Consider the following 12,372-nt stretch of genomic DNA (forward strand, 5'->3'; position numbering starts at 1 on the left):
CCGGCTGGTCTTACTCGGCGAAGGGCAGGGGCGTGTCCGTGCCCCGATCCACCGCGAAGGCGTTGAGGGTCATGGCCACCAGGGTGTAGTAGCCGTACACCCCGATCAGCTCGACCATCCCGGCCTCGCCGAACAAGGCGACGCCCTGGCGATAGAGATCGTCGGGGACACGCCGGGTGTCGTAGAGCGCCATGCCTATGGCATGCACGCAGGCCTCCTCGGCGCTCTCGAACTGAGGTGCCGCGCATTGCCGGAGTGCCTCGATCACCGCGTCCGCCAGGCCCGCCGAGCGGGCGATGGGTTCATGGATCTGCCATTCCGCCTGGGAACGCCACCAGGCCGCGGTGGTGAGGATCGCCAGCTCGGTGAGACGCAGGTCGAGCCGGGTGCCGTAGCGGCAGAAGGCGCCCAGGCGCTGGGCGTGATCGGCCAGCGCCGGACTGTGGATCCAGGCGAGGAAGGGGCCGTCGAGATTGCCGCGCGGTCCGCTGAGGATGTCGGCCAGCACCCGCTGCTGCTCCGGCGTCATCTGCTGTTCCGACAGCGTGGTCAGGCGTGAAGAGATCGGCATGGTCGGCGTCCTCAGAGGCTGGAAAGCACGGCGTCCAGGGTGCGTGACAGCTTCTCGACGATCTCCTCGACATGGCCGTCGTCGATGATGAAGGGCGGGGCGAGCAGGAGGTGATCGCCACGCTGCCCATCCAGCGTACCGCCCATGGGGTAGCACATCAGGCCTTCGGCCATCGCCTGCTTCTTGAAGCGGGCGTGCAGCTTGAGCTCGGGCGCGAACGGCGTCTTGCTCGCGCGGTCGGCCACCAGCTCGATACCCCGGAACAGGCCGCGGCCGCGGATATCGCCGACGTTGGGATGCTGGCCCAGTTGCTCGACCAGCCTGGCGTGCAGGCGGTCGCCCTGGCGCACGACCTTCTCCAGCAAGCCACGCTGCTCGACGGCCTTCTGCACCGCCAGGGCCGCGGCGCAGGCCGTGGCGTGGCCGATGTAGGTATGGCCGTGCTGGAAGAACCCCGAGCCCTGGGCGATGGCGTCACGAATGCGACCGCTGAGCAGGGTCGCGCCTATGGGCTGATAGCCGGCGCCCAGGCCCTTGGCGATGGTGATGAGGTCCGCGGTGATGCCTTCCTGCTCGGCGGCGAACAGCGAACCGGTCCGGCCCATGCCGCACATGACCTCGTCGAGGATCAGCAGCACGCCATGGCGATCGCAGACCTCGCGAATCTTCTTGAAGTAACCCGGCACCGCCGTCACCGCGCCCAGGGTGGCGCCCACCACGGGCTCCGCGACGAAGGCCATCACCTGGTCGGCGCCCAGGCGCAGGATCTCCGCCTCAAGCTCCTGCGCCAGGCGGTTGGCGAATTGCTCGTCGCTTTCTCCCGCGCGCTGCTCGCGATAGGCATAGCAGGGGCCGACATGGCTGACGTCGATCAGCAGCGGCTGGAATTGCTGGCGCCGCCAGGCGTTACCGCCAGCGGCCAGGGCGCCCAGGGTGTTGCCGTGGTAGCTCTGGCGGCGGGCGATCACGTGCGTGCGCTGCGGCTGGCCGATCTCCACGAAATACTGTCGGGCGAGTTTCAGCGCCGTTTCCACGGCCTCCGAGCCACCCGAGACGAAATACACCGAGTCCAGGCCGGCGGGCGCCCGGGCGATCAGGAAATCGGCCAGCTCTTCCATCACCTCGGTGGTGAAGAAGGAGGTGTGCGCATAGGCCAGGGTACCGATCTGCTCGCGTACCGCCGCGATGACCTCCGGATCGCTATGCCCCAGGCAGGACACCGCGGCGCCGCCACTGGCGTCCAGGTAGCGCCGACCCTCGCGATCGATGAGGTAGGGGCCGTCACCCGCGACGGCGGTGGGATAGCTGTGGGTAAGGCTGCGGTGCAGTACGTGGCTCATAGATCCTCCTGGCGTTGTGCAAATAATATATGCAAAATATTTGTATGCAATTTTTATTTGCATTAAATTGAGGCTCAAGGCCACCCACGATTACCTGGGTGGGCGCAGGATGGCTCCTCTCCGCTGTCAGGAAGCGGGCGTGCCAGAGCGCATCTTGCCTGATCTGGTCATGCAAATTTTCGTTGCAAGGCAATATTTTGCATGATTACATGTGCATCAGCAGGCCGAAGATACCAGAAGATCCTGCACGCATTCCCCCCTCTCTATCTGCCCCCACCAGAGCCGTTATCCAGAAGAACGATAGGGATTTTCATATGCAGCGCACTTTGAAATGTTTGGCCGCCTTGGCCCTCGGCGTGGTGCTTCAGGCGCAGGCGGACGAGCCGCTGTCAGGAACGCTGGAAAAGATCCAGAAGTCCGGCGTCATCGTATTGGGGCATCGCGAGTCGTCCGTGCCTTTCTCGTACTACGATGACCAGCAGAAACCCGTGGGCTACTCCATGGATCTCTGCCTGGCGGTAGTCGCCGGCATCAAGCAGCGCTTGCATCAGGAAAATCTGACCGTTCGCTTTCAGCCGGTGAACTCGTCCAATCGAATCGCCCTGGTAAAGAATGGCACTGTCGATCTCGAGTGCGGCTCGACGGCCAACTATCTTGAACGGCAAAAGGAAGTCGCCTTTTCGCTTTCCACCTTCTGGGTATCGAAACGCTTCATCGCCAAAGCAAATTCGCCCTATAAGGCCCTCGATGATTTGAAGGGCGCTGCCGTGGTCGTCACTCAGGGTACGGATACCGCGCTGCTGATCCGCAAGCTCAATGACGAACGCAATTTGAATCTGAAGATTCAGACGGGCAAAGACCATGCGGAGTCTTTGTTGATGGTCACCACGGGCCGTGCGGCCGCCTTCATGGAAGACGACATCCTGGTCTCCAGCCTGCGGGCCAAGGACCGTGATCCTTCTTCCTTGCGCCTGCTCGAAGGTTCCTTTGGCGGTGATCCCTACGCCCTGATGTTCCGCAAGGACGATCCGCAGTTCAAGGCGCTGGTGGATAACACGCTCAGGGAACTCATGGTCTCGGGCCAGGCAACCACGTTCTATGACCGGTGGTTCCTTTCCCCGATTCCCCCCGCCAACATCACTATCGGGTTCCCCATGCCGGCTCACTTGAAAGAACTGTTCGCGGCGCCTTCGGATAAGCCCACCAGCTGATCACCTGCTGATTGCCTTCGGCGAAGTCCGACGGCTGCTTATCGACATTCCGCCGCGTGGCCATCCGCTGCGCGGCGGGCTCTGGAGCTTTCGATGTCTTTCAACTTCGATATTTATGTCCAGCCGTCACCGGAACCCGGGATCACCTATCTGGGACTGCTCCTTTCGGGTCTCGAGTGGACCCTGGCCCTGGCCCTGTCAGCCTGGTGCATCGCCCTGGTGATGGGCACCCTGGTCGGAGTTGCTCGGACACTGCCTCATCGACTGCCGGCACGGCTCGGCAATGCCTATGTCGAGCTGTTCCGCAACATTCCGCTGCTCGTACAGCTGTTCCTGCTTTACTTCGTGCTGCCCGAACTGCTTCCCGTCAAGGTAGGCGACTGGATCAAATCCTTTGGCGCCCCCTGGGGGCCGTTCGTGATCGCCATGATTGGCTTGGGCCTATACACCTCCGCGCGCGTCGGCGAGCAGGTCAGGGCCGGCATCGATTCCCTGGCCAAGGGTCAGCGCAATGCTGCGCTTGCGATGGGTATGACCTTGCCCCAGGCCTATCGCTATGTGCTGCTCCCCATGGCCGCCAGGCGCATCATCCCGCCCCTGACCAGCGAATTCATGGCGATCTTCAAGAACTCGTCCGTGGCCCTGACCATTGGCGTCATGGAGCTGACCGCACAGGCTCAGCAGATGAACGAATTCACCTTCCGTACCTACGAAGCCTTCGGTGCCGCCACCTTGATCTACGTGCTGGTGGCATTGCTGGTGAACCGGCTGATGGCGAGGGTGGAACGCCTGAGCTATGTCCCGGGCCTGACGGGGCAGGGGCGCTGATCATGCTCGACCTCGACTTCACCGCCGTCGTCAATGCGTTGCCTTACCTGGCCAAGGGCATGCTGTTCACCCTGCAAGTCACCCTGGTCGCCATGATCGGCGGCATCTTTTTCGGAACGCTCCTGGCGCTGGCCCGCTTGAGCGGTCTCGCCTGGCTGCGCAACCTGGCCGCCGCCTATGTGAACCTCATGCGTTCCATCCCCTTGATCCTCGCCATTTTCTGGATCTTCTTTCTCGTCCCCGAGCTAGTCGCCTGGCTGATCGGCTCGACCGAGCCCGTACCTCTCGGAACCACCGTGACCGCCTTCGTCGCCTTCACCATTTTCGAAGCGGCGTATTTCTGCGAAGTCATACGGGCAGGCATTCAATCGGTGGCCAAAGGCCAGAATGCCGCCGGCCGGGCGCTTGGCTTCACCTATGTGCAGAACCTGAGATACGTGATTCTGCCGCAAGCCTTTCGCGCCATGATTCCGGTACTGCTCACCCAGACCATCATCCTGTTCCAGGACACTTCGCTGCTCTACGTGATATCGGCGACCGACTTCCTGGGTGCCGCCTCCAAGGTGGCCCAGCGAGATGGTCGATTGGTCGAATTCTATCTGTTCGCCGCCGTGGTCTATTTCGTCATCTGCTTTGCCTTGTCCAAGTTCGTTCGGCGATTCCAGGCCCGACTCAATCGCAACACCCTGCCTGTCTAGGACTCCAGCCGTGATCAAAATTGAGAATATTTCGAAGCACTATGGCGATTTTCAGGTTTTGCGAGAGTGCAGCGCCGAAATAAGCAAGGGTGAAGTCGTGGTCGTCTGCGGACCTTCGGGATCAGGCAAGTCCACGCTGATAAAGTGCGTGAATGCTCTGGAGCCCATTCAGGCCGGGAACATCAGGGTCGATGGGGTAAGTGTCACCGATGGAAAAACCAACTTGTCGCAACTGCGCTCGCGGGTGGGAATGGTGTTCCAGCACTTCGAGCTTTTTCCTCACATGGATCTGCTCGAGAACTTGACCATCGCCCAGGTGAAGGTGTTGAAGCGGCCCCGCGCCGAGGCCTTGGCCAAGGCGCGGGCACTGCTGAAGCGCGTTGGCCTGGATGCCCATGCGCACAAGTATCCCGGCCAGCTGTCCGGCGGCCAGCAGCAGCGTGTCGCCATCGCCCGGGCGCTGGCCATGGATCCCATCTGCATGTTGTTCGACGAGCCCACTTCCGCGCTTGATCCCGAAATGGTCAATGAGGTGCTGGATGTCATGGTCGAACTTGCCCATGAAGGCATGACGATGATGTGCGTTACCCATGAAATGGGCTTCGCTCGCAAAGTCGCGAATCGAGTGATCTTCATGGATAGGGGCGAGATCGTCGAAGACCGCAACGCTCAGGAATTCTTCGAGGCGCCACAGTCGGAGCGCGCCAGGCAATTCCTGTCGAAAATCCTCACTCATTGAACGACGCGTAGCCCTCGGGCGCGCGTGAAACGAGTTTAAAGATGCACCTTTGCTTGGGCCGTTTCATTCATTGTCCTGGAATTACGCCGGGGAAACTTCGGTTGTACCTATCGATTCGCTCGGTCAGTTGCCAGACAACTGCCGAATAACTAGAAAGCTCGACGTACTTGATTCACTGCCACCTTCTCTCGCACCGACTTGCGGTGACCGAGCCCACTTTTTGCTGAGGAAAGACGATGAAGACCATCTTCAAAGCTTCGCTGGCCGCTATTGCCTTCGCCCTGACGTGCACTACTGCCCAGGCGGCGGATAAAGAACTGCTGATCGCGACCGACACCGCCTTCGTGCCGTTCGAGTTCAAGCAGGGTAACGAGTACGTGGGCTTCGATATCGACCTGTGGGCGGCGATCGCCAAGGAGCTGGGGGTGACCTACAAGCTCAAGCCCATGGATTTCAACGGCATCATCCCGGCGCTGCAGACCCGCAACGTCGATGCGGCCCTGGCCGGTATCACCATCAAGGAAGAGCGCAAGCAGGTCATCGACTTCTCCGACGGCTACTACGACAGCGGCTTCCTGCTGATGGTCAAGAGCGACAACGACAGCATCAAGGGCGAAGCCGATCTCGCCGGCAAGACCGTCGCGGTGAAGAGCGGCACCTCCGCGGCCGACTACGCCAAGGCCCACTTCAAGGCCAAGGACCTGCGCCAGTTCCCCAACATCGACAACGCCTACCTGGAGCTGCGCACCGGCCGCGTCGACGCCGCCATGCACGACACCCCCAACGTCCTCTACTACATCAAGACCGCCGGCGACGGCCAGGTGAAGACCGTGGGCACCCAGATGATGGCCCAGCAGTACGGCATCGGCTTCCCCAAGGGCAGCGAGCTGCGCGAGCCGGTCAATGCGGCGCTGAAGAAGCTGCGTGAAAACGGCACCTACGCGCGCATCTACGAGAAGTGGTTCGGCACCCAGCCGCAGTAATCCTTTCCGGTACGCAAGAGAGTCATCCGCATGAATTTCCAATGGAGCGCCATCTGGGATGCGCTCCCCGTCCTGCTCGACGGCGCCAAACTCACGCTCTGGATCTCCATCCTGGGCCTGCTGGGTGGCGCCGTGATCGGCGTGGTCGCGGGCTTCGCTCGCGCCTACGGCGGCTTCTTCAGCAGCCGGGTAGCCCTCGTCTTCATCGAACTCTTCCGTGGCACCCCGATCATGGTGCAGGTGATGTTCATCTACTTCGCCCTGCCGTTGATGATCCCGGTGCGGATCGATCCCTTCGGCGCGGCGGTGGCCACCATCATGCTCAATTCGGGCGCCTACATCGGCGAGATCACCCGGGGCGCGGTGCTGTCGATCAACAAGGGCTTCCGCGAGGCGGGACTGGCGCTGGGGCTGTCGCGCCGCGACACCCTCAAGTACGTCATCGCCCCGCTGGCCTTCCGCCGCATGCTGCCCGCCCTGGGCAACCAGTGGATCGTCAGCATCAAGGACACCTCGCTGTTCATCGTCATCGGCGTGGCCGAACTGACCCGCCAGGGCCAGGAGATCATCGCCGGCAACTTCCGCGCGATGGAGATCTGGACGGCGGTCGCGGTGATCTACCTGATCATCACCCTGGTGCTCAGCTACGTACTGCGCCTCATCGAGGCCAGGATGAAAATCCTATGATCGAATTCAAGAACGTTTCCAAGCACTTCGGCCGCATCCAGGTGCTGCACGACATCGACCTGAGCATCGCCAGCGGCGAGGTGGTGGTGATCATCGGCCCCTCGGGTTCCGGTAAATCCACCCTGCTGCGCTGCATCAACAAGCTCGAAGAGATCACCGCCGGCGAACTCATCGTCGACGGCCTCAAGGTCAACGATCCCAAGGTGGACGAGCGCCTGATCCGCCAGGAGGCGGGCATGGTGTTCCAGCAATTCCACCTGTTCCCGCAGATGACCGCCCTGGAAAACGTCGCCTTCGGCCCGATCCGCGTCCGCGGCGCGAGCAAGGCCGAGGCCCAGGCCCTGGCCCGCGAACTGCTGGCCAAGGTCGGCCTGGCCGAGCGCGCCGACCACTATCCGGCGCAACTCTCCGGTGGCCAGCAGCAGCGCGTCGCCATCGCCCACGCCCTGGCGGTCAAGCCGAAGATGATGCTGTTCGACGAGCCCACCTCCGCGCTCGACCCGGAATTGCGCCATGAGGTGCTCACGGTGATGAAGGCCCTCGCCGAGGAAGGCATGACCATGGTCATCGTCACCCACGAGGTGGACTTCGCGCGCAAGGTCGCCAGCCGGCTGATCTTCATCGACCAGGGCCGCATCGCCGAAGACGGTGACCCCAAGGCCCTGATCGCCAATCCGCCCAGCCCGCGCCTGCGGGAATTCCTCCAGCACGTGTCCTGAGGCCGCCCCCATGCTCGCTCGACTCAAGCTTTCCGGCAGCGCCCATGACATCGGCTTCGGCCTGGGCGAATTCGGTCGTGAGGCCGTGCACGCCAAGCTGCGCCCGCTGCCGCTCTGGCAGTGGCTGGCTAGCCAGGCCGGTACGGAAAAGGCCCAGCGGATGGAGGCGCTGGTGCGCCAGCACTTCCCCCGTTACTGGCAGGAACTCGAAGGCCTCGCCGCCGGCCTGCACCTGCCGCTGGCGGAAGTCTTCCTGTGGAATTGCCGCGGCGACTTCCCCGGCCTGCCCGCGGTGGACGGCTGCACCACGGTGTACGGCCGCACCGCCCAGGGCACCCTGATCGCCCACAACGAAGACGGCCTGCCGCAGCTGCGTGGCGACTGCGCCCTGGTCGAGGTCGACCCCGACCAGGGCGTGGCCTTCACCAGCTTCGCCTATCCGGGCTCCATCCCCGGCCACACCTTCGCGGTCAATGCCCATGGGGTGGTCGCCACGGTCAACAACCTGAGGCCCACGGAGATCCCGGCCGGTGTGCCGCGGCAGATCCTCGGCCGCGCTTCCCTCGATGCCCGTTCGGTCGAGGAGGCGATTGCCGCCGTGTCCTTCCAGCCGCGTGCCGGGGCCTTCCACCACGCCTTCGGCCAGGCCGGCTCGGCGCGGGTGGTCAGTGTCGAGGCGAGTGCCACGGGCACCGCCGTGGTCGAGATCGAGCGGCCCAGCGGCCATGCCAACCATATCGTCCACGCCGCGCTCGACGGGGTAGGCCAGCGCATCACCGACAGCTCCGCCGCCCGGCAACGGCAGGTGGAGGCGCGACTGGCGGCACACCAGGACGAACTGGCGCCGGCACAGGCGCTGGACATCCTGCGCGACACCGCCGTGGCCGACTTGCCCATCTATCGCTGCGCCGCCGACGATCCGGACGACGAGAACACCCTGGCCACCGCCGTCTTCATCCTCACGCCGACCGGGGTAGAATGGAGCCTTCACACCGGCGCGGCGGAGGAGACTCCCGCGGCGACGGGTGTGGTTTCCGTTTCCGCATGATGGATGGCCGATGAGCAAAGCGAGCGCCCAGGCGCCAGATACCGTGGGTGGCCTGAAGGAGCTGTTGGCCGCTATCGAAAGACAGGAGGTCGACATCGCCCTGGGCAGCAGTTCGGTGCGCGTGCTTACCGCGCTCATCGAATCGCCGCAACGGGCCGCGGTGTCTTCCATCAGCGAGCTGGCCGAGCAGGTCAACGTCAACGCCTCCACCCTGTCGCGGCTGGCTCGACGGCTGGGCTACCCGGGCTTCAGCAAGCTGCAGGACGTCTTCCGCCGCGAGCTGACCGAGGGTCGCAGCTTCTACAGCGACCAGGCCTCGCGGCTGGTGGTCGGCGCCGACGACAAGGGCACCCTGGCGCAACTCACCCGCCTGGGACGCCAGGAAAGCGCCAACATCGCCAGCGCCGTCGAGCAGGTCGATCCGGCCACCTTCGAGGCGGTGGTGGTCATCCTCGGCCAGGCCAAGCGCGTGCGCATCCACGGCATGCGCCAGTTCAACTCCCTGGCGCTGTTCATGGCCTATGGCCTGGGCATGCTGCGTCCGGACGTCGGCGCGCTGGACTCCATTCGCCAGGGGGTGGCCGATTCCCTGGCGCAGCTGGAGACCGGTGATGCGCTGGTGGTCGCCAGCTGCTTTCCCTACACCCCCAGCGTGCTGGCCACCGCCGAGGTCGCGGCGCGCCACGGCATCACCGTCGTCGCCCTGACCGATTCGGCCAGTTCACCGCTGGCCAAGACCGCCCATCACAGTTTCTTCGTGCCCAATCACAGCCTGTTCTTCAGCAACAGCATGTGCGCCTTCATGCTGCTCGCCGAAGGGCTGCTCAGCGCCGTCGCCAGCTCCCTGGGCGAAGCCTCGGTGGAAGCGCTCAAGCACCGGGAAACCCTGATCGCGGAGCTCAATGCGTCCCTGTGAGGTCGCAATCAGGCTGGCAGCGCGTCCCGGGTCCTGGTCACAATGGGTCCTGACCTCTCTCAAGGAGCCGTGGCGATGGACCGGACCTGTACCACCTTCTACCTCGAAATGACCTCTTCGGCCGAGTTGCGGGAAAAGCCGCCACGGCCGGACCTGCGGATCGTCGAGTGCGAGGTGCCGCAGCCCGAACTCAACCGCTTCCTCTATGGCCTGGTCGGCCAGGCCTGGGACTGGAGCGACCTGAACCGCTGGAGCGATGCCGAGTGGCGCGCCCTGGTGGAGCAGGAGGGACACCGCACCTGGGTCGCCTATCATCGCGGCGCCATCGCCGGCTACTACGAGCTGTACCGCCCGGATGGCCGCAACGTCGAGATCCGCTACTTCGGCCTGGCCGGCGCCTTCATGGGCGCGGGCTTCGGTGGCCCGCTGCTGAGCCACGCCCTGCGTTCCGCCTGGGATTGGCCCGGTACCGAGCGCGTCTGGGTGCACACCTGCACCCTCGACCACCCGGCGGCCCTGGCCAACTACCAGGCCCGCGGCTTACGGGTGTATCGGGAAGAAACGACCCCGCTCTGAGCCGCTTCCGGCGGAACCGGTGGCCCCGCTGGACCTGCCCCGCGCTTATGGCAGGGAGGTGATGAACTGCCCCAGCTGCGCCGCATAGAGTTTCGCCAGCCCCGTGGTGCCGTGTCCGCGCGTCTCGGTACTGGCCGGAATCAACAGCAGACGCGCGCTGGGCACCTGCTTGAGTGCCTCGAGCATGAGGCCCGTCTCCGGCGGGTTGCGCTCGTCGTCCGCGGCGTTGATGGCCAGGACCGGCACCTTGATCTTGGCCAGTCCCGGCGCGGCGTCGTAGTCCGCAGCGGCATTCCACTGGTAGATGAAGTCGTTGGCATCGACCGTGACCGGTGCCGCCAGGCGCTTGTCGACCAGCTCATCGGCCTTGGCATGGGTGCCGGCGATGTCCTGGAAGTTCAGGGTGCCGCCACTGGTGGCCAGTTCGAACATCACCTTGGCCAGGCGCAGGGAAGGGGGTTGCGTGCGGTAATTACCCTGATCCCAGGCGGGATCCTGCTTGATCGACTCCACCAGCATGCGCCGCATCATCCAGTTGCGGCCGGCCATCTCGGTGGGCTGCGCGGCCATAGGCACCAGGCCATCGGCGAAGCCGGGATGGAGGCCACCCCACATCCAAGTCTGCATGCCGCCCATGGAGTTGCCGATGATCAGCCGCAGGTGCTGGATACCCAGGCCCTGGGTGAGCAACAGGTACTGGGCCTGCACCATGTCGGCATAGTCATAATTCGGAAAGGCGGCGCGCAAGCCATCCGACGGCTTGCTCGAATTGCCGGAACCCAGGGCATCCGGGATGACGATGAAGAACTTGTTCGCATCCAGCGGTTGGCCGGGGCCGAACAACTGGCCCCCGACATCCTTGCTCAGCATCGCCGAGGCCTGCTGGCCGGTGCCGTGCAGCACCAGGACCGCCGGGTTGCCGCGCTTGCCCAGGGTCAGGTAGTGCAGGCGCAGCTTGTCGAGCTTCTGGCCGGTATGGAAGGTGAAGCTCGGCACCACGAAATCACCCTCGACCGGCGCCGGTGGGCCGTCCGCGCTGACCAGGGGACTGGTCAGCAGCGAAAGCAGCGTGATGAGGGAGAACCATGCCCTGGCCCGGTGTTGCAGCTTGAAAGCGTTCTTCATGAAAAGCCGTCCGTCCGCTAGAAAACATCAAAGGAAAGGCGGGAATCCCGCCAGCGCTCTTGGCCACCGGTAGTCGTCAGATACGGAAGCCGCCCACCAGGCGCTGTAGCCGTCCGGCCTCGGCTTCGAGGGCGCTGCAGGCCGTCAGGGTGGCTTGCAGATTGTCCACGCCCTGCTGGTTGAGCAGGCTGATATCGCTGATGTCCTGGTTCAGGGTCTCCACCACCGAGGTCTGCTCTTCCGTCGCGGTGGCCACCGACTGATTCTGCCCGTCGATCTCGCCGATCCGCTCGGCCACCTTGGCCAGGCGCATGCCGGCCTGCTCGGCGACCTGCATGCTCAGGACGCTCTGCCGCTGGCTTTCTTGCATCAGCGCTACCGCGTCGCGCGAGCCGTTCTGCAGTTCCTCGATCATCTGCTGGATCTGCTGCGCCGAGCTCTGGGTACGGCTGGCCAGGGAGCGCACCTCGTCGGCCACCACGGCAAAGCCGCGTCCGGCCTCGCCGGCCCGCGCCGCCTCGATGGCGGCGTTGAGCGCCAGCAGGTTGGTCTGTTCCGAGATGCCGCGGATGACGTCGAGGATCTGGCCGATGTTGGCCGTCTTGCCGTTGAGCGCCTCGATGTGCTCGCAGCTGCTGCCGATCCGGGTGGACAAGGCCTGCAGGGCGCCCAGGGCTTCGTCGAGCACCTGGCGTCCCTCGTCACCCTGCTGGCGGGCGCTGCGCGCCTCACTGGAGGCCTGGGCGGCGTTGCGCGCGATTTCCTGGGTGGCGGCGCCCATCTCGTTGATGGCCGCGGCCACGCTGGTGGTGCGCTGGGCCTGGACGTCCGATTGCTGCATGGACGACTGCGAGGCGTCCAGTACCCGACGGGTGCCCTGGTTGAGTTCGTGGGTGCTCTGGGCCACGTCGCGAAGGGAGGTGTGGATACG

Annotated in this window: 14 protein-coding genes; 10 read left to right on the forward strand and 4 right to left on the reverse strand. The window is 64.3% G+C overall.

What is annotated here, in order from left to right; all coding sequences use genetic code 11:
* Window positions 1–10: 10 nt before the first annotated feature.
* Both FSV73_RS08445 and FSV73_RS08450 read right to left on the reverse strand, forming a co-directional pair.
* Window positions 11–571 carry a carboxymuconolactone decarboxylase family protein gene (locus tag FSV73_RS08445; protein WP_145006691.1) on the reverse strand — a complete coding sequence of 187 codons (561 nt, stop codon included), beginning with the start codon at window positions 569–571 and terminating at the stop codon, window positions 11–13.
* Window positions 572–582: 11 nt separating this feature from the next.
* Window positions 583–1,911 (reverse strand): aspartate aminotransferase family protein, encoded by a 1,329-nt coding sequence (locus tag FSV73_RS08450; RefSeq protein WP_145006693.1) that lies wholly within the window; start codon window positions 1,909–1,911, stop codon window positions 583–585.
* A 314-nt stretch (window positions 1,912–2,225) separates the two neighbouring features.
* Here FSV73_RS08450 and FSV73_RS08455 point away from each other — a divergent pair, with 314 nt between their 5' ends.
* From FSV73_RS08455 to FSV73_RS08500, 10 genes are all read left to right on the forward strand, one after another.
* A complete protein-coding gene (locus tag FSV73_RS08455; protein WP_145006696.1) occupies window positions 2,226–3,122 on the forward strand; it encodes a transporter substrate-binding domain-containing protein in 897 nt (298 codons plus the stop codon).
* A 93-nt stretch (window positions 3,123–3,215) separates the two neighbouring features.
* Window positions 3,216–3,950, forward strand: a complete 735-nt coding sequence (locus tag FSV73_RS08460) for an amino acid ABC transporter permease (RefSeq protein ID WP_145006697.1) — start codon at window positions 3,216–3,218, stop codon at window positions 3,948–3,950.
* 2 nt (window positions 3,951–3,952) lie between these two features.
* A complete protein-coding gene (locus tag FSV73_RS08465) occupies window positions 3,953–4,648 on the forward strand; it encodes an amino acid ABC transporter permease (protein WP_222119444.1) in 696 nt (231 codons plus the stop codon).
* A 10-nt stretch (window positions 4,649–4,658) separates the two neighbouring features.
* A complete protein-coding gene (locus FSV73_RS08470) occupies window positions 4,659–5,387 on the forward strand; it encodes an amino acid ABC transporter ATP-binding protein (RefSeq protein WP_145006700.1) in 729 nt (242 codons plus the stop codon).
* A gap of 236 nt (window positions 5,388–5,623) precedes the next feature.
* On the forward strand, window positions 5,624–6,370 hold the full coding sequence (gene glnH / locus FSV73_RS08475; protein WP_145006703.1) for a glutamine ABC transporter substrate-binding protein GlnH: 747 nt from the start codon (window positions 5,624–5,626) through the stop codon (window positions 6,368–6,370).
* A gap of 30 nt (window positions 6,371–6,400) precedes the next feature.
* Entirely contained in the window at window positions 6,401–7,057 is a 657-nt protein-coding gene (gene glnP / locus FSV73_RS08480; protein ID WP_145006706.1) for a glutamine ABC transporter permease GlnP, read from the forward strand.
* On the forward strand, window positions 7,054–7,776 hold the full coding sequence (gene glnQ, locus FSV73_RS08485; RefSeq protein WP_145006707.1) for a glutamine ABC transporter ATP-binding protein GlnQ: 723 nt from the start codon (window positions 7,054–7,056) through the stop codon (window positions 7,774–7,776). The genes glnP and glnQ overlap by 4 nt, the downstream gene beginning before the upstream one ends.
* 10 nt (window positions 7,777–7,786) lie before the next feature.
* Entirely contained in the window at window positions 7,787–8,824 is a 1,038-nt protein-coding gene (locus FSV73_RS08490; protein ID WP_145006710.1) for a C45 family autoproteolytic acyltransferase/hydolase, read from the forward strand.
* Between the two features lie 10 nt (window positions 8,825–8,834).
* Entirely contained in the window at window positions 8,835–9,740 is a 906-nt protein-coding gene (locus FSV73_RS08495; protein ID WP_145006713.1) for a MurR/RpiR family transcriptional regulator, read from the forward strand.
* Between the two features lie 75 nt (window positions 9,741–9,815).
* Complete coding sequence (locus tag FSV73_RS08500) at window positions 9,816–10,316, forward strand: GNAT family N-acetyltransferase (protein WP_145006716.1); 501 nt, start codon at window positions 9,816–9,818, stop codon at window positions 10,314–10,316.
* A gap of 45 nt (window positions 10,317–10,361) precedes the next feature.
* Here the strand turns inward: FSV73_RS08500 and FSV73_RS08505 are convergent, their stop codons facing one another.
* Complete coding sequence (locus tag FSV73_RS08505) at window positions 10,362–11,441, reverse strand: alpha/beta fold hydrolase (protein WP_145006719.1); 1,080 nt, start codon at window positions 11,439–11,441, stop codon at window positions 10,362–10,364.
* 76 nt (window positions 11,442–11,517) lie between these two features.
* Window positions 11,518–12,282, reverse strand: a complete 765-nt coding sequence (locus FSV73_RS26080) for a methyl-accepting chemotaxis protein (RefSeq protein WP_437179273.1) — start codon at window positions 12,280–12,282, stop codon at window positions 11,518–11,520.
* Window positions 12,283–12,372 lie beyond the last annotated feature (90 nt).

Origin of the sequence: Pseudomonas oryzihabitans (assembly GCF_007665395.1) — a bacterium.
Classification (GTDB): Bacteria; Pseudomonadota; Gammaproteobacteria; order Pseudomonadales; family Pseudomonadaceae; genus Chryseomonas; species Chryseomonas psychrotolerans_C.